14 protein-coding genes are annotated in these 16,974 nt (G+C 54.9%); 7 read left to right on the top strand and 7 right to left on the bottom strand.

The window, feature by feature from the left end; all coding sequences use genetic code 11:
• Positions 1-95: 95 nt before the first annotated feature.
• Positions 96-353 (top strand): multiple stress resistance protein BhsA, encoded by a 258-nt coding sequence (gene bhsA, locus APU11_RS07540; protein ID WP_013097102.1) that lies wholly within the window; start codon positions 96-98, stop codon positions 351-353.
• A gap of 73 nt (positions 354-426) precedes the next feature.
• Here the strand turns inward: bhsA and APU11_RS07535 are convergent, their stop codons facing one another.
• The 3 genes from APU11_RS07535 to APU11_RS07525 form a co-directional block, all read right to left on the bottom strand.
• Positions 427-1,392, bottom strand: a complete 966-nt coding sequence (locus APU11_RS07535) for a L,D-transpeptidase family protein (protein WP_058651566.1) — start codon at positions 1,390-1,392, stop codon at positions 427-429.
• Positions 1,393-1,541: 149 nt separating this feature from the next.
• The gene (gene mfd / locus APU11_RS07530) at positions 1,542-4,988 is read right to left on the bottom strand and encodes a transcription-repair coupling factor (protein ID WP_058651565.1); all 3,447 of its coding nucleotides are present in this window, start codon (positions 4,986-4,988) and stop codon (positions 1,542-1,544) included.
• Between the two features lie 149 nt (positions 4,989-5,137).
• A complete protein-coding gene (locus APU11_RS07525; protein ID WP_058651564.1) occupies positions 5,138-6,211 on the bottom strand; it encodes an acyltransferase family protein in 1,074 nt (357 codons plus the stop codon).
• Positions 6,212-6,467: 256 nt separating this feature from the next.
• Between APU11_RS07525 and lolC the strand changes: the two genes are divergently transcribed.
• The 6 genes from lolC to APU11_RS07495 all read left to right on the top strand — a co-directional run bounded on the left by lolC (position 6,468) and on the right by APU11_RS07495 (position 12,861).
• Complete coding sequence (lolC, locus tag APU11_RS07520) at positions 6,468-7,667, top strand: lipoprotein-releasing ABC transporter permease subunit LolC (RefSeq protein ID WP_058651563.1); 1,200 nt, start codon at positions 6,468-6,470, stop codon at positions 7,665-7,667.
• Positions 7,660-8,361: a lipoprotein-releasing ABC transporter ATP-binding protein LolD gene (gene lolD / locus APU11_RS07515; protein ID WP_013097097.1), complete on the top strand. Its 702-nt coding sequence runs from the start codon at positions 7,660-7,662 to the stop codon at positions 8,359-8,361. The genes lolC and lolD overlap by 8 nt, the downstream gene beginning before the upstream one ends.
• A complete protein-coding gene (gene lolE / locus APU11_RS07510) occupies positions 8,361-9,605 on the top strand; it encodes a lipoprotein-releasing ABC transporter permease subunit LolE (protein ID WP_013097096.1) in 1,245 nt (414 codons plus the stop codon). The genes lolD and lolE overlap by 1 nt, the downstream gene beginning before the upstream one ends.
• 53 nt (positions 9,606-9,658) lie before the next feature.
• On the top strand, positions 9,659-10,570 hold the full coding sequence (gene nagK, locus APU11_RS07505; RefSeq protein ID WP_058651562.1) for an N-acetylglucosamine kinase: 912 nt from the start codon (positions 9,659-9,661) through the stop codon (positions 10,568-10,570).
• Between the two features lie 14 nt (positions 10,571-10,584).
• The gene (cobB, locus tag APU11_RS07500; protein ID WP_029881967.1) at positions 10,585-11,406 is read left to right on the top strand and encodes a Sir2 family NAD+-dependent deacetylase; all 822 of its coding nucleotides are present in this window, start codon (positions 10,585-10,587) and stop codon (positions 11,404-11,406) included.
• A 225-nt stretch (positions 11,407-11,631) separates the two neighbouring features.
• Complete coding sequence (locus APU11_RS07495) at positions 11,632-12,861, top strand: HDOD domain-containing protein (protein ID WP_058651561.1); 1,230 nt, start codon at positions 11,632-11,634, stop codon at positions 12,859-12,861.
• A gap of 42 nt (positions 12,862-12,903) precedes the next feature.
• Here APU11_RS07495 and potD read toward each other — a convergent pair whose 3' ends face one another.
• Genes potD through potA form a run of 4 tightly spaced genes read right to left on the bottom strand, consistent with a single transcriptional unit; the run spans position 12,904 to position 16,682 of the window.
• The gene (potD, locus tag APU11_RS07490) at positions 12,904-13,938 is read right to left on the bottom strand and encodes a spermidine/putrescine ABC transporter substrate-binding protein PotD (protein WP_013097092.1); all 1,035 of its coding nucleotides are present in this window, start codon (positions 13,936-13,938) and stop codon (positions 12,904-12,906) included.
• Positions 13,935-14,726, bottom strand: coding sequence for a spermidine/putrescine ABC transporter permease PotC (gene potC / locus APU11_RS07485; protein WP_013097091.1), 792 nt, complete (start codon positions 14,724-14,726; stop codon positions 13,935-13,937). The genes potD and potC overlap by 4 nt, the downstream gene beginning before the upstream one ends.
• Positions 14,723-15,580 carry a spermidine/putrescine ABC transporter permease PotB gene (gene potB, locus APU11_RS07480; protein WP_013097090.1) on the bottom strand — a complete coding sequence of 286 codons (858 nt, stop codon included), beginning with the start codon at positions 15,578-15,580 and terminating at the stop codon, positions 14,723-14,725. The genes potC and potB overlap by 4 nt, the downstream gene beginning before the upstream one ends.
• Positions 15,564-16,682 (bottom strand): spermidine/putrescine ABC transporter ATP-binding protein PotA, encoded by a 1,119-nt coding sequence (gene potA / locus APU11_RS07475; protein WP_058651560.1) that lies wholly within the window; start codon positions 16,680-16,682, stop codon positions 15,564-15,566. The genes potB and potA overlap by 17 nt, the downstream gene beginning before the upstream one ends.
• Positions 16,683-16,974 lie beyond the last annotated feature (292 nt).

Here is a 16,974-nt window from a genome sequence, read left to right as displayed (position 1 = left end):
GTTGACGTGTGAGCTGGATCACATCTATCATTTACCTATCGATCGTTAACTAAATAGCTAACGACCTCAAAATTCATCTGCCAAAGGTAAAAATCATGAAAAACGTAAAAACCCTCATCGCCGCTGCTGTTCTTAGCTCACTCTCTTTCGCAAGCTTTGCTGCTGTGGAAGTCCAGTCAACGCCTGCTGACCAGCATAAAGTAGGGACCATCTCTGCCAGCGCCGGGACTAACCTGGGTTCACTGGAAGACCAGCTGGCGCAAAAAGCGGATGAGATGGGTGCGAAATCGTTCCGCATTACCTCTGTAACCGGTCCTAACACCCTTCACGGTACCGCTGTTATTTACAAATAAGCCTGGCTAAACCCTCATTTATGCCACTGCTAAAAAAACGCCCTGCATGTGCAGGGCGTTTTTGCGTTTGGGTTTACATCGACTGCTGGGCGACACCATGATGTCGTGTGACGTCAGTCGGCATGCCCGAACGTGCTTCCATTGCCCGCTCCATCACAATGCCATCCGTCCTTGCATCGGTTTTAAAACTCACCATCGCCGCATTCAGGTTGATTGGCAGCGTCTGAGGATCGTCATCAATGTTTTTCGATAAAGGCTGGTGAATTTCAACCAGTCGCACGCCGCCTGGCTCCTCAGAGACCTTGATCGGGGTATTAATGATGTTCACTTTGGTGCCCGGCGTAACCAGGTTGAAGAGCGTTTTGATATCGTCATCGCGCAGACGAATACAGCCGGAGCTGACGCGCATGCCAATACCAAAGTCCGCGTTCGTTCCATGTAACAGGTACACGCCGCCATAGGCCGCGAGGCGGATGGCATGGTGGCCCATTGGGTTATCCGGGCCGGCCGGTACAACGGCGGGCAGATCGATCCCCTGCGCTTTATAGCGGGCACGAATATTGGCCGTTGGCGTCCAGGTTGGGTTTGCACGCTTGTCTGATACGGTGGTAACCATCGTCGGGGTCAGCGTGTCGCCGCCCAACTGGCCAATACCAATAGGGTATACGGTCACCTCATTTTTACCGGGCGGGTAATAGTAAAGACGCAGTTCGGCAAGGTTTATCACGATCCCCTCGCGCGGCGCATCCGGCAAAATCGTCTGCAGCGGGATGGTTAACACGCTGCCAGCGCGCGGGACATAAGGGTCAACGCCGGGGTTGGCCTGCAGTAAGGCCAGAAAGCCGACGTTATATTTTTTGGCAATCGCCTCTAGCGATCCACCATTGTTTTCAACCACATGAAAACGGTTTTCCCCAACCACCTTACTGCCTGCAGGCGGGAGTGGCCAGGTGTTTGCGCGAGCGGGAAGTGCAACCGCGACCGTTGCGCCCAGCGCTAACACGGTTATCCAGCGAGTGAAACGCGAAGAGGTCATCATCACTATAATCCATATAAATGACAGGGTGATTGTTTTATAACGGTTAGTGATAATTATGGCGAAGGGGTCTGTCGGGAAGATCGGGTGAAGTGAAAAGAGTTTGTAAATTGTTACCCCCGGTAGCATGGCGCAACCGGGGGCAGAGCAGATTATGCGATCGCGTTCTCTTCCAGCTGGTGCATAAAGTTGCGTACCCAGTCCATACGGGTTTTACGCTCCGTCAGCTCCTGCGTAAATTTCAGCCGCGTTGGCCCATCCAGGCGGAAATGCTGCGGCTGCTTTTGCAGTAAACCGATGAGCCACGTAGGGTTAACGTGGTTTTTCTCGGCAAACTCAATCACGCCGCCTTTCTCGTTGCCCTCAAGCTTACGGATGCCCAGCTTCTGCGCCTGCTGACGCAGCCGCGCGATATCCAGCAAGTTGCGTGCGGCATCCGGGAGCAGGCCAAAGCGGTCAATAAGCTCGACTTTGATCTCTTCCAGCTCGTTCTCATTTTTCGCACTGGCGATACGTTTGTAGAACGACAGGCGGGTGTTCACATCCGGAATGAAATCGTCCGGCAGCAGAGACGGCATGCGTAGCTCAACTTCGGTTTGCTGGCTGGTGAGATCTTCCAGCGACGGTTCGCGTCCGGCCTTAAGGGCATCGACCGCGTTTTCCAGCAGCTCCATGTAGAGCGAGAAACCGATGGTTTCCATCGAGCCACTTTGATCTTCACCCAACAGCTCACCCGCACCGCGGATCTCCAGGTCGTGCGTCGCCAGTGCAAAGCCAGCGCCCAGATCTTCCAGCGAGGCAATCGCTTCCAGACGTTTTTGCGCATCGGTGGTCATCGCTTTTGGATGCGGCGTCAGCAGCCATGCATAGGCCTGATGGTGCGAACGCCCGACGCGGCCACGCAGCTGATGAAGCTGTGCCAGACCGAAATGATCCGCGCGTTCAATGATGATGGTGTTGGCCGTCGGGATATCGATCCCGGTCTCAATGATGGTGGTACACACCAGCACGTTAAAGCGCTGGTGGTGGAAGTCGTTCATCACCCGTTCCAGTTCGCGTTCGCGCATTTGCCCGTGACCGATGGCAATACGCGCTTCCGGCACCATCTCTGCCAGCCGGTCTGCCGCTTTCTGGATATTTTCCACGTCGTTGTAGAGGTAATAGACCTGACCGCCGCGCAGCACCTCACGCAGAATGGCCTCACGCACTACCAGATTGTCGTACTCTCGCACAAAGGTTTTTACGGCCAGACGACGCGCCGGCGGCGTGGCGATAATTGACAGATCGCGCATGCCGCTCATCGCCATGTTCAGGGTTCGCGGGATTGGCGTCGCGGTCAGGGTCAGGATATCGACGTCGGCACGCATCGCTTTAATACGCTCTTTATGGCGTACCCCGAAACGGTGCTCTTCATCAACAATCAGCAGCCCCAGATCTTTCCACTTCACGTCGCTCTGCAGCAGTTTGTGGGTGCCGATCAGAATATCGATCTTACCCTCGCTGGCCTGCTCCAGGATTTGCGTTTGCTCTTTGGTACTGCGAAAACGTGACAGCATCTCGATGCGTACCGGCCAGTTGGCAAAGCGGTCGCGGAAGTTATCGAAGTGCTGCTGAGCGAGCAGGGTGGTGGGTACCAGCACCGCCACCTGCTTGTTATTCTCAACGGCGAGGAACGCCGCGCGCATGGCTACTTCGGTTTTCCCGAAGCCGACATCGCCACAGACCAGCCTGTCCATTGCCAGCGGCTGACACATGTCGCTTAACACGGCATTGATGGCCTGAGCCTGGTCCGGCGTGGTTTCAAACGGGAAGCTGTCGCAGAACAGCTGGTACTGCTCTTTATCATGCTTAAAGGCAAAGCCCTCTTTGGCCGCACGCTGGGCATAGATATCCAGCAGCTCGGCCGCCACATCACGCACTTTTTCCGCCGCTTTCTGCCGCGCGCGCGCCCAGGCGTCACCGCCCAGTTTATGCAATGGTGCATTCTCTTCTGCACCCCCGGCGTAGCGGCTGATCAGATGCAGGGATGAGACCGGCACGTAGAGTTTGGCGTCGTTGGCGTAGGTCAGCATCAGGTATTCACCTTTGATGCCACCGGCCTCCAGCGTCGTCATCCCCTGATAACGACCCACGCCATGTTCAAGGTGCACAATCGGCTGGCCCGGATGGAGTTCCGCCAGGTTGCGGATCAGCGTATCCGGGTTAATGGTGCGACGGCTGTCCTGACGGCGGCGCGCAACACGTTCACCCAGCAGGTCGCTTTCACAGATTAATGCCACGTTGTTGAGGGTATCGATAAACCCGTGCTCGGCGGCACCGATCATCAGATAACGCCCCGTCCCCGTGGCTTCGCTCAGGCGCAAAATGCGTTTCGGAGCAACTTTAATCCGCCCCAGCAGTTCGCCCAGCGCTTCACGGCGGCCTTCACTCTCAACGGAGAAGACAACCGGGCCGGTAAAGGCCTCAAGGAACTTGCGCAGACTCTCCAGCGGGGATTTCTGCTGTGCCTGAACGGCTAAATCTGGCAGCTTCTGGAATGCAAGATTGGTGTTGGCAGCTTTATCGGCAAGCGTATCGGTTTTCAATTGTACGCGAGGCCAGCGCTTGAGTTCGGCGTTGAGCTCGTCGGTGCGCAGCCACAGCGCTTCAGGTGGCAGCAGCGGACGCATCGGGTCTACGCCCCGGTTTTCAAAGCGCGCGCGGGTTTCGCTCTCAAAGCGGCTGGCGCTGGCGTCGATATCACCGGTGTTGACAATCAACGTGTTCGCCGGGAAGTAGCTGAACAGAGCGGGCAATGGCTCGTTAAAGAACAGCGGCTGCCAGTATTCGATCCCGGCAGGAAGCGTACCTTTGCTGACCTGCTGATAGATATGCTCAGCGTCGCGCTTAACGTCGAACTTGTCGCGCCACTGGCTGCGGAACAGCTCGATAGCGGTTTTGTCCGTCGGGAATTCATGGGCGGGTAATAAATTGATGGCTTCCACTTCTTCCAGCGTGCGCTGCGTGTCGGCGTCGAATACGCGCAGGCTGTCGATCTCATCGTCGAAGAAGTCCAGTCGATACGGCTGGTCGCTGCCCATCGGGTACAGGTCGAGCAACGCACCGCGCGTGGCGTATTCCCCGTGCTCCATAACCTGATCGACATGACGGTATCCGGCGCTGTCCAGTTGCGCGCGCAGATCGTCCCGGGACAGGCGCTGACCTTTTTTCATCACCAGCGCATGGCCGTGCAAATAGCTGTGAGGACAGACGCGCTGCATCAGGGTGTTGACCGGAACGATCAGCACGCCGCGCTGCATGGTCGGTAACTGATAGAGGGTCGACAGGCGCGAGGAGATGATCTCCTGATGCGGGGAGAAGCTGTCATACGGCAGCGTTTCCCAGTCGGCCAGACTGAAGACCAGGTTATCGGTGAACTGGCGAATTTCATCATGCAGTCGCAGCGCATTTTGCATATCCGGGGCGACCAGCACCACCGGACCAGGATGTCGCTCAGCGATTTCTGCCACCAGCGTGGCGCACGCAGCGCCAGTGAGTTCGCCCAGCTGGCGCTGGTCGCCCGCTTTAACAGGCAGGGAATAACGATAGTGTTCAGGCATGGCTATGTCAGAGTCTCTTGTGGATATACCAACAGTATTGGGGCATATCACTGATACGCAATGTCTTTATTATCCTCGATCGTTTTGCATAAGCAAATCTGAACTGCAACGCGGGAAGATTCGCCCCCGGACGGGGGGCGAGGGCGGTATTATCGGGTTGCCGGAGACAGTGCGCTCGCGGAAGGGGGAGAGAAGAACAGATCGCCAAACAGTGCCGTCGATATTTTGCGTACGCCAAGTCCGGCGAGGGTGCAGATCAACAGGCTGGCAAATGGGTAGACCAGGATCAAGGCAAGCTCGGCCCAGACCGGCCAGTAGGCAGCATTCATTTCACCGATCAGGAACAGGCTGAAGGCCTCTATCAGGATGCGGTGCGTGGTGTAGATAGCGATGGTGTTTGAGCCGATAACGTTAAGCAGGTTGCTGGGATGAACGGCATAACGCTGCTCGAGGCTATAGAAAAGCTTCATGATCAGCACGATCGACAGCAGGGAAAGCAGCAGCGGAACGTTAGCAAACCACAGTACCACGGAGACCGCAGCAAAAGCGGCCAGCGCCAGCCAGGTGCGACGCAGGTTCAGCCCCTTCATCCAGACCATCAGCTCTGCGCCATACCACGCGCCAAGGCTGTAGTAGATCATATTGCGTACCACGCTGTTCATTCCCCACCACGGCAGCGGCAGGAAATTGATCGCGATGCTGGCCAGGGCCAGCAGCCCCAGTACGGGCAGCTTCCAGCGGCTAAGCAGTTTACATAGCGTGAAATAGACCACCAGGGCGTACAGATACCACAGGCTGGTGCTGGCAGTGAGCATCCCCCACGCAAACCCGGAAAGTGAATCGGCATACGCGGCGTTCGAGGAGGTGGCCAGCTCACGTTCAGGTGCCAGCCAGGCATTGAGGTGGCTCAGCGCCTGCCATTGCAATACGCCCCACAGCGCAAGGACCCAGACAATGCTCCAGATCCGTTTGTCAAAACTGGTGCGCCAGTTCACCTCGTCAATATAGCGACGGATGAGATAACCGGATATGAAGAAAAATACCGGCATACGGAAGGGCGCGAGATAAAGGTTAAAATAGACCCAGCATTTGGCGAGAAGACCGGACAACGGATGTTGTAGCCCCGTCAGATGGGGATAAAATGTGATAACCGAATGATAGATCACCACCAGGCAGATACACAGCCCCTTTATCTGGTTAATCCATAATGCTTTTTGCTTCATTGTTCGCAACTACCTTATTGCCATAAACGAACGAACAATTGTTGGTAAACGCAGCCGGGATGTAACGGGAAACAGTCTGTATCAGGAAGTTTTTCGGAAAAGGTGGAGGGTGTAGCGCCATAATTCGAAGAGTAGCGTTCTGATTTATCTGAATTTTTCAGAAAAATGATTACCAAAGCTTACTGTTTCAGTCATTTACGCTTAACGGATTCGCTTATATACTCGTGGGTCTGCTATCAGCAAACAGACGGACTTCATGTATCAACCTGTCGCACTCTTCATAGGCTTACGCTACATGCGTGGGCGCGCCGCGGACCGTTTCGGTCGCTTTGTCTCCTGGCTTTCGACTATTGGCATTACGCTTGGCGTGATGGCACTGGTGACGGTGCTTTCCGTCATGAACGGCTTTGAGCGCGAGCTGCAAAACAACATCCTGGGGCTGATGCCGCAGGCCATTCTCTCTTCAACCAACGGTTCCGTTAACCCGCAACAACTGCCGGAAAGTGCGGCGAAGTTACAGGGTGTCACGCGCGTTGCGCCGGTGACAACGGGTGATGTCGTCCTGCAAAGCGCCCGCAGCGTGGCGGTGGGCGTCATGCTGGGGATTGACCCGGCGCAAAAAGATCCGCTCACGCCGTATCTGGTCAACGTGAAGCAAAGCGATCTGGAAGCGGGCAAATACAACGTGATCCTCGGCGAGCAGCTTGCCGGGCAGCTTGGCGTGAACCGTGGCGACCAGCTGCGCGTGATGGTGCCGTCTGCCAGCCAGTTTACGCCGATGGGACGTTTGCCCAACCAGCGTCTGTTCACGGTTATTGGCACGTTTGCCGCCAACAGCGAAGTTGACGGCTACCAGATGCTCATGAATATCCAGGATGCTTCGCGTCTGATGCGTTATCCGGTGGGCAACATTACCGGCTGGCGTCTGTGGCTCGACGCACCGCTGAAGGTCGATACCCTCAGCCAGCAAACCTTGCCGGAAGGCACAAAATGGCAGGACTGGCGCGAGCGTAAAGGCGAACTGTTCCAGGCTGTGCGTATGGAAAAAAATATGATGGGCCTGCTGCTGAGCCTGATCGTCGCGGTCGCGGCGTTTAACATCATCACCTCGCTTGGTCTGATGGTAATGGAAAAGCAGGGCGAAGTTGCCATCCTGCAAACCCAGGGGCTGACGCCGCGCCAGATTATGGCCGTCTTTATGGTGCAGGGGGCCAGCGCCGGGATCATTGGCGCGTTACTCGGGGCCGTTCTCGGGGCGCTGCTGGCCAGTCAGTTGAATAACTTAATGCCGATCATCGGCGCGCTGCTTGATGGCGCGGCGCTGCCGGTTGCTATCGAACCGCTGCAGGTGGTCGGTATTGCGCTGGCCGCGATGGCCATTGCGCTGCTTTCTACGCTCTATCCTTCCTGGCGCGCTGCCGCCACTCAACCCGCTGAGGCTTTACGTTATGAATAAGATCCTGTTGCAATGCGACAACCTGTCCAAACGCTATCAGGAAGGCTCTGTACAGACTGATGTGCTGCACAATGTGAGCTTCAGCGTGGGCGAAGGCGAGATGATGGCGATTGTCGGCAGCTCCGGTTCCGGCAAAAGTACCTTATTACACCTGCTGGGCGGGCTGGATACGCCGACCAGTGGCGACGTGATTTTCTCTGGCCAGCCGATGAGCAAAATGTCTTCTGCGGCAAAAGCGGAGCTGCGTAACCGTGAGCTGGGCTTTATCTACCAGTTCCACCATCTGCTGCCAGATTTCACGGCGCTGGAAAACGTGGCGATGCCTTTGCTGATTGGTAAAAAGAAACCGGCAGAAATTAATGCCCGTGCCAGCGACATGCTGAAAGCCGTAGGCCTGGGGCATCGCGGTGACCACCGCCCGTCTGAGCTGTCCGGTGGCGAGCGTCAGCGTGTGGCTATTGCCCGTGCGCTGGTGAACAACCCGCGTCTGGTGCTGGCGGATGAACCAACCGGCAACCTGGATGCGCGCAATGCTGACAGTATTTTCCAGCTTCTGGGTGAGCTGAATGCCTCACAGGGGACGGCGTTTCTGGTGGTGACCCACGATTTGCAGCTGGCAAAACGGATGGGACGCCAGCTTGAGATGCGTGACGGTCATCTGAACGCTGAACTGACTCTGATGGGAGCGGAGTAATGGCCTCACCGTTATCGTTACTCATCGGGCTACGCTTCAGCCGCGGCCGTCGTCGCGGCGGGATGGTCTCTCTTATCTCGGTGATCTCCACCATCGGTATTGCGCTCGGCGTGGCGGTATTGATTGTGGGATTAAGCGCCATGAACGGTTTTGAGCGTGAGCTGAATAACCGTATTCTGGCCGTTGTGCCGCACGGCGAAATTGAACCGGTTAATCAGCCGTGGAACAACTGGCGTGACGCCCTCAGCAAAGTGGAAAACGTGCCGGGCATTGCCGCCGCTGCACCTTACATCAACTTTACAGGGCTGGTGGAAAGCGGTGTTAACCTGCGCGCCATCCAGGTGAAAGGGGTGAACCCGGCGCAGGAGGCGCGTCTGAGCGCGCTGCCGAAATATGTGCAGAACGGTGCGTGGGCAAACTTTAAGGCCGGTGAGCAACAGATCATCATGGGCAAAGGTGTGGCCGACGCGCTGAAAGTGAAGCAGGGCGACTGGGTGTCGATCATGATCCCAAACGCCAGCGCTGACCATAAATTGCAGCAGCCTAAGCGCGTGCGTCTGCACGTTACCGGCATCCTGCAACTGAGCGGTCAACTCGATCACAGCTTTGCAATGGTACCGCTGGAAGACGCACGTCAGTATCTGGACATGGGCGACAGCGTGACGGGCATCGCCATTAAGGTCAACGACGTCTTCAATGCCAATAAACTGGTGCGTGATGCGGGCAGCGTGACCAATAACTATGTCTACATCAAAAGCTGGATCGGCACTTACGGGTATATGTATCGTGATATCCAGATGATCCGCGCCATCATGTATCTGGCGATGGTGCTGGTGATTGGTGTGGCGTGCTTTAATATCGTCTCGACGCTGGTTATGGCGGTCAAAGACAAGAGTGGCGACATCGCGGTTCTGCGTACCCTTGGGGCAAAGGACGGTCTTATTCGCGCCATCTTTGTCTGGTATGGTCTGCTGGCGGGGCTGTTCGGTAGCCTGTGCGGGGTGGTGATTGGCGTCGTGGTGTCGTTACAGCTTACGCCAATCATCAACGGGATTGAGAAGCTGATCGGCCACCAGTTCCTGTCGGGTGATATCTATTTTATTGACTTCCTGCCGTCTGAATTGCACTGGCTGGACGTTATTTATGTGCTGGTTACAGCACTTTTACTGAGTCTGCTGGCAAGCTGGTATCCGGCGCGTCGCGCAAGCCGAATTGATCCGGCGAGGGTATTAAGTGGCCAGTAATTACGTCATGATCTAGCGGCTTACGGGCCGCCAGGTTAAAAGAGGAATGCGTTATGTATTACGGATTTGATATTGGCGGCACCAAAATTGCGCTCGGCGCGTTTGATAACAATCTCAAACTGCAGTGGGAAACCCGCGTTCCCACGCCGCGCGAAAGCTACGATGAATTTTTAACCGCCATTGCCGCGCTGGTGGCGCAAGCGGATGAACGCTTTGGCGTAAAAGGCAGCGTCGGCATCGGTATTCCAGGCATGCCTGAAACCGACGACGGCACGCTGTATGCCGCCAACGTCCCTGCTGCCAGCGGCAAACCGCTGCGCGCCGATCTCACTGCTCTCCTTGAACGCGACGTGCGTTTAGATAACGATGCCAACTGCTTTGCGCTCTCTGAAGCCTGGGATGATGAATTCCGTCACTATCCGCTGGTGATGGGGTTGATTCTTGGCACCGGCGTTGGCGGGGGAATTGTGATTAATGGCAAACCGATCACCGGGCGCAGCTATATCACGGGAGAGTTTGGTCATATCCGTTTACCGGTAGATGCGCTTGAGGTCGTGGGACGCGATTTCCCGCTTACCCGCTGCGGCTGTGGTCAGCATGGCTGTATTGAGAACTACCTGTCAGGTCGTGGGTTTGCATGGCTTTACGAACACTTCTATCATCAGAAACTCGAAGCCCCTCAAATCATTACCCTGTGGGAGCAGGGCGATGCGCAGGCGCGAGAGCACGTTGAACGTTATCTCGATCTGCTGGCGGTGTGTCTGGGGAATATCCTCACCATCGTCGATCCGGATCTGCTGGTGATTGGGGGCGGGTTATCAAACTTTACCGCGATAACGGAACACCTGTCCGGGCGTCTGCCCCGACATTTATTGCCAGTCGCCCGCGTGCCGCGTATTGAACGTGCGCGACACGGGGACGCAGGAGGCATGCGCGGAGCCGCATTCCTTCATCTCACCGATTAGTTTACGAGGTTACTATGCTGTCGCGTCGCCAGGGTCGACTCAGCCGTTTTCGCAAAAATAAACGCCGCTTACGTGAGCGTTTGCGCCAGCGGATCTTTTTCAGAGACAGAATGATGCCAGAAGCGATGGATAAACCGAGAGTGGTGGTGCTGACCGGGGCGGGGATCTCTGCCGAGTCCGGTATTCGAACCTTCCGTGCTGCGGACGGGTTGTGGGAAGAGCACCGTGTTGAGGATGTGGCGACACCAGAAGGCTTCGCCCGTGACCCGGATCTTGTGCAGGCATTTTACAATGCCCGCCGTCGTCAGCTTCAGCAGCCAGAAATAGCGCCTAATCCGGCGCATCTGGCGCTGGCGAAGCTGGAGGAGGCGCTGGGTGACCGTTTTCTGCTGGTTACGCAGAATATCGATAACCTGCACGAGCGAGCCGGCAACAAAAACATCATCCACATGCACGGCGAGCTACTGAAGGTGCGCTGTGCCTGGAGCGGCCAGGTGCTGGACTGGAAAGAGGACGTGCTGCCTGAGGATAAATGTCACTGCTGCCAGTTCCCTTCGCGTCTGCGTCCGCATGTGGTCTGGTTTGGTGAAATGCCGCTGGGGATGGATGAGATTTACAGCGCGCTGGCCATGGCGGATGTGTTTATCGCCATCGGTACCTCAGGGCATGTCTATCCGGCGGCGGGGTTTGTTCACGAAGCGCGTCTGCACGGTGCGCATACCGTAGAGCTGAACCTCGAACCCAGCCAGGTGGGAAGCGAATTTGAAGAGAAGCACTATGGGCTGGCAAGCGAGGTCGTACCCGAGTTCGTCGATAAGCTGCTCAAAGGTCTGTAATAGCGACAGTATGAAAAGGCACCCATTCAGTGGGTGCTTTTTTTTTATAAACTCGTGCGCTGAAATTACCATTAATGATGTTTACTAAACCAGAATATAAGCCCTGTTAATTAGTGTGGATGCTATTATTTTGTGCATTCAATCAAAATAGTGCTTAATAATGCTCGTTATCGTGGTGTAGAAAGAGGATGCTAATAAATATAACGTCGATAAGGAGGATGGGATATGTACGGATTTATTGCGAGACAACCCATTTTTAACCCGGATATGAATACGGTAGCTTATGAACTGCTTTTCAGGGATGGGATGGCAAACCGTTTTCCGGATGTATCGGCAGAATATGCAACATCCAGAATGATATCCGACCATTTTTTATCTGTACCGTCTCAGCGTATCGCCGGGACACAGACCTTGTTTATCAACTTTCCATCCAGAATGGTCATCGACCGTAGCGGTGAAGCGCTGGACAAGGAGAGCGTGGTCATCGAGATCCTTGAAGATGCGGTTCCCGGCGAGGCGTTATTGCAGGCCGTGAAAGAGATGAATGCGCACGGATATCGCTTTGCGCTTGATGATTTTACCCTCGCGCCGGAATGGGATCGCTTTTTACCCTATATTTCTGTACTTAAATTTGATGTCAGAAATTATACCTTAGCGCAAATTCAGGATTACCTGCGTACACGTAAAAGCCTGACCCACCATATAAAGTATCTCGCTGAAAAAGTTGAGACTAAAGAGGAATTCAAACGCTATCGTGATGCCGGTTTTTCGCTTTTTCAGGGTTACTTTTTCTGTCGTCCTGAAGTGATTAAATATAAGCGCTTATCACAAAATCAACTGGCGATTTTCCGCCTGCAGATGGAAGTAGGGCGGAATAAACCTGATTTTCGGATCATCGAGTCGTTAATAAAAACCGATCTCACCTTGTCCTATAAAATCATGCGTTATATGAAACACACGGCGTTTAAACACGTCGGTGCCTGCAATTTTAGTAAGTTAACGCTCAGCGAAGTCCTCAGGTATCTGGGGGAAAATCAGCTGCGACGCTTTGTCGCGGTGGTGGTGCTGGCCAGTGCTGGCAACGACACCGTCGACGAGCTGTATCCTCTGAGCATGATGCGGGGCAAATTCTGTGAGCTGATTGCAGAGAAGATGCCTGCGCCGGGGCTGGCGGAAAACGCGTTTATGTGTGGCCTGTTCTCTCTGCTCGATACCTTGCTTGAATTGCCAATGGCGGAGTTGATGAAGCAAATAGCGGTGCCGCAGGCTGTCAGCCAGGCCCTGTGTCATCAGGAAGGCGTGTTAGCCGATATGGTGACGCTGTGCCGCCACTATGAACAGCAGGAGTGGGAGGAGGCGGCCAGGATAGCGAACGGTCTTGGGCTGTCGGATGACGACGTTGTCGATGCCATGAGAACGGCGACGATCTGGGCGGGGGAAAATGCGGCGGGTTAAGGCCCCTCACGGCGTAGCGACGTGAAGGGCCATCTGCGGCCCTTATCGGCCGGCTTTTAATTTCTGGTAATACTCTTCATACAGACGGCTCGCATCGCCGACATCGTTTTGCCATTCACCTTTGCTGATGGTGTCGGCATCCGGGTAGAGGGATTTATCATTCGCCACTTCAGGCTTCAGTAGCTTGCGGGCGGCCAGGTTTGGCGTTGGGTAGCCAATGGTCTCGGCAACCTGCTTCGCCACGTCCGGGCGCAGCAGGAAGTTAATGAGCTTCAGGGCACCGTCAACGTTTTTCGCATTCGCAGGAATAGCCAGGCTGTCCATCCAGAAGATACCGCCTTCTTTCGGCCAGACGACCTCCAGCGGCGTACCGGCCTGACGCGCAACCCATGCAGAGCCGTTCCACACCATGCCGAGATTCACTTCTCCTTCCATGTACGGGTTCGCCGGGTTATCGGAGTTGAACGCCGCCACGTTAGGCATCAGTTTTTTCAGCTCGTTATAGGCCGCTTCAATCTCTTTCGGGTCCGTTGTGTTGCCCGAGTAACCCAGCTTGCGCAGCGCCACCTGGAACACTTCACGGGCATCGTCGGTTAACAGCAGGCTGCCTTTGTATTCAGGCTTCCACAGGTCGGCCCACTGGGTGACGGTTTTAGGATCGATTGCTTCGCTGTTAACCCCGATGGCGGTCGCACCCCAGATGTACGGAATGGAGTAGTCGTTGTTCGGATCGAACGGTTTGTTGAGCATCTGCGGATCGAGGTTGTTGAAGTTGGTCAGCTTCGACTTGTCGATCTTCTGGATCATGCCCTCTTTACGCATCTTGTCGACGAAGTAGGTCGATGGCACCACCAGATCGTACGCGCCGTCCTTGTACGTTTTAAGCTTGGCGTACATGGTTTCATTGGACTCGTAGGTAGAGTAGATGACCTTAATGCCCGTCTCTTTGGTGAACTGCTCCAGCAGACCCGGCGGCACATACTCAGTCCAGTTATAGAAGTAGAGCGTTTTGCTGTCATCAGCGTGCGCGACGCCCATTCCGAGCACCAGTGCCGCAGCGGCAAGCATTTTTTTCATTTCATTGTCCCCTGAGATTTTGTTTTATCACGAGCAATAATCTGGCTGGCAATCACCAGTACCAGAGAGAACACTAACAGTATGGTCGCCAGCGCGTTCACCTCAGGCGAGACGCCGACTTTCACCATCGAATAGATTTTCAACGGCAGAATTTCATAGCTCGGCCCGGTCACAAAAGAGGAGACCACAACGTCATCCATCGACAGGGTGAAGCTGAGCAGCCACCCGGCCGCGACGGCGGGCATCGCCAGCGGCAGGATAATTTTGCGCAAAATGGTCATCTCGCTGGCGCCGAGATCTTTTGCGGCCTCCAGCATACGCACATCAAAGCCTTTCAGGCGTGCATAGACCGTCACCACCACAAATGGCAGGCAGAAGGTGATGTGGGAAAACAGCAGCGACCAGAAGCCGAGCTGGACACCCAGCAGCATAAACAGTACCAGCAGAGAAATCGCCATGACGATATCCGGTGACATCATCACCACAAACAGCATGCCGCTGACGAACGGTTTACCGCGAAAGCGGTAGCGATACAGTGCCACGGCGGTGAGAGAACCAATCAGCGTGGCGAACGTTGCTGAAAAAATCGCCATCGTTAATGAGTGCTGCGCGGCCTGGAGCAGGCTGTCGTTGTTCATCAGCAGGCTGTACCAGTTAGTGGTAAAGCCCTGCCAGTTGATCCCGAAGCGTGAACTGTTAAACGAGTTCACGATCAAAATGATAATCGGAATATACAGGTAAGCGTAAATGGCGGTCATAAAACCGCCGCGAAGCAGTCGACCGATCATTCGAGTTCCACCTTCTTATTCAGCAGCCGCGACGCGCGCCAGTAAACCAGCAGCATCAGACCCATCACCACCGTCAGCGTAATGCTGGTGGCGGAGCCGAACGGCCAGTCGCGAATGTTAAGGAACTGGCTCTTAATCACGTTTCCGATCAGCAGGTTTTTCGCACCGCCCATCAGGTCAGAGACGTAGAACAAGCCCATCGCCGGAAGCATCACCAGCAGACAGCCCGCGATAATGCCGGGCATCGTCAGCGGAATGATAATGCGGATAAAGGTCTGCAGCTTATTCGCCCCCAGATCTTTGGCCGCTTCCAGCAGCGGTTTATCCAGCTTCTCAATGCTGGAGTAGAGCGGCATCACCATAAACGGCAGCAGGATATAGACCAGACCAATAATCACCGCGCCCGGGGTAAACATAATGCGGATTGGCGTATCAATCACCCCCAGCCACAGCAGAAACTCGTTCAGATAGCCTTTGGTGCTGAGGAAAATTTTCAGCCCGTAGATGCGAATTAAGGAGTTGGTCCAGAACGGCACAATCAGTAAAAAGAGCAGCAGCGGGCGGATTTTTTGTGGCAGACGCGCCAGGAACCACGCGAAGGGATACCCCAGCACCAGGCAGGCAACGGTGGCGATCAGCGCCATGTTCAATGAGTGCAGCAGCACATCAAAGTAGAGCGGATCGAGCAGACGTGAGTAGTTATCCAGCGTAAAGACCAGCGCCACAAAGTGGGCATCGTCGCGGGTCAGGAAGCTGGTGGCGATGATCATCAGGTTGGGTAAAAAGACAAACAACACAAGCCAACCGACGATCGTGGCAATCACCACATTCTGGAATTTACTTGTGTTCTTCATCAGCCAGCACAACCTCCCAGCTTTCTACCCAGTTAATAACCATTTTTTGATCGAGCGAGTGATCAAAGTCCGGGTCGTCCTCGTTAAAGAACTCGCTGACCATCACCATCTTACCGTTTTCCAGTTCGACAACGGATTCCAGCGTCATCCCCTTGTAATTACGCTCGCGGATATAGCCGATCAATCCTTCGGCTTGCGCATTGCCGTGGATCTCCTCGACGCGCAGATCTTCCGGGCGTAACAGCACGTTGAGCTTTTGTCCCTTCTCAACGGCAAAGTTAACGGTGATATTGCACTCGCGGCCTTCGACATTCGCCCGAACGCGCTGCTCATCCAGACGCTCGACAACCGTGGCGTTGAAGATATTGATCTCGCCAATGAAGCTGGCCACAAACAGGTTTTTCGGCTCTTCGTAAATTTCACGCGGCGTGCCGTCCTGCTCGATTTTGCCATCACGCATCACTACGATACGGTCGGACATGGTGAGCGCTTCTTCCTGGTCATGCGTCACAAAGACGAAGGTGATGCCGAGCTTACGCTGCAGGGCCTTAAGCTCGTTCTGCATCTGCTTGCGCAGTTTGTAGTCCAGCGCGGAGAGGGACTCATCCAGCAGAAGCAGACGCGGTTTTTTGACCACCGCACGGGCGATGGCCACACGTTGCTGTTGACCACCAGACAGCTGATGCGGTTTGCGTTGAGCAAACTCCTCCAGCTGTACCATCCGTAGCGCCTCGGTCACGCGCGGCGGGATCTCGCTGGCCGGTGTTTTTTGCATCCGCAGACCAAACGCAACGTTTTCAAACACGGTCATGTGCGGGAACAAAGCATAGCTTTGAAAAACGGTGTTAACGTGACGATCTTCAGCGGGGACCTGGGTAATGTCCTGCTTTTCAAGGTGGATATGGCCGCTATCGACGCTTTCCAGCCCGGCGATAAGGCGCAGTACGGTTGTCTTGCCGCAGCCAGAAGGGCCAAGCAGCGTGAGGAATTCACCATCATTGATGGTCAGATTGAGGTCGGAAATGACATCTTTACCATCAAAACTTTTACGAATTCGTTCCAGTTGCACCAGCGGTGAACGTGAACGGGATTGAGTATTCAATTTTTGCGCTGTCCCATATAGACGCTCCGGGCAGCAGACCGAAGCGGGGTTTGTGTGTAACCACCTTGGTGACTCGTAATGAGGGCGGACATTCTACGGCAAACCACTGTAATCGCCAATCCTTGTCACTGATTCATAAGCTACATTTACTGACGTACACGATATAAACGGAATCTATGGTCACTCCCGTTTTTGCAACACCGATTTTGACGACAAGTTGGCTTGCTTGAATCTATCCGGCGTCTGAATGGGATTTTATTCCCGCGCCTTGATGAGTTCCGCGCCTGATGAA

It is taken from the genome of Enterobacter sp. 50793107 (assembly GCF_001463365.1).
Classification (GTDB): domain Bacteria; phylum Pseudomonadota; class Gammaproteobacteria; order Enterobacterales; family Enterobacteriaceae; genus Enterobacter; species Enterobacter cloacae.
This window is presented reverse-complemented; position numbering and strand designations above follow the sequence as displayed.

Bases quoted from the DNA above. Each gene is read 5' to 3' on its own strand.
- bhsA (WP_013097102.1), top strand. From the start codon at position 96: ATGAAAAACGTAAAAACCCTCATCGCCGCTGCTGTTCTTAGCTCACTC.
- APU11_RS07535 (WP_058651566.1), bottom strand. From the start codon at position 1,392: ATGATGACCTCTTCGCGTTTCACTCGCTGGATAACCGTGTTAGCGCTG.
- mfd (WP_058651565.1), bottom strand. From the start codon at position 4,988: ATGCCTGAACACTATCGTTATTCCCTGCCTGTTAAAGCGGGCGACCAG.
- APU11_RS07525 (WP_058651564.1), bottom strand. From the start codon at position 6,211: ATGAAGCAAAAAGCATTATGGATTAACCAGATAAAGGGGCTGTGTATC.
- lolC (WP_058651563.1), top strand. From the start codon at position 6,468: ATGTATCAACCTGTCGCACTCTTCATAGGCTTACGCTACATGCGTGGG.
- lolD (WP_013097097.1), top strand. From the start codon at position 7,660: ATGAATAAGATCCTGTTGCAATGCGACAACCTGTCCAAACGCTATCAG.
- lolE (WP_013097096.1), top strand. From the start codon at position 8,361: ATGGCCTCACCGTTATCGTTACTCATCGGGCTACGCTTCAGCCGCGGC.
- nagK (WP_058651562.1), top strand. From the start codon at position 9,659: ATGTATTACGGATTTGATATTGGCGGCACCAAAATTGCGCTCGGCGCG.
- cobB (WP_029881967.1), top strand. From the start codon at position 10,585: ATGCTGTCGCGTCGCCAGGGTCGACTCAGCCGTTTTCGCAAAAATAAA.
- APU11_RS07495 (WP_058651561.1), top strand. From the start codon at position 11,632: ATGTACGGATTTATTGCGAGACAACCCATTTTTAACCCGGATATGAAT.
- potD (WP_013097092.1), bottom strand. From the start codon at position 13,938: ATGAAAAAAATGCTTGCCGCTGCGGCACTGGTGCTCGGAATGGGCGTC.
- potC (WP_013097091.1), bottom strand. From the start codon at position 14,726: ATGATCGGTCGACTGCTTCGCGGCGGTTTTATGACCGCCATTTACGCT.
- potB (WP_013097090.1), bottom strand. From the start codon at position 15,580: ATGAAGAACACAAGTAAATTCCAGAATGTGGTGATTGCCACGATCGTC.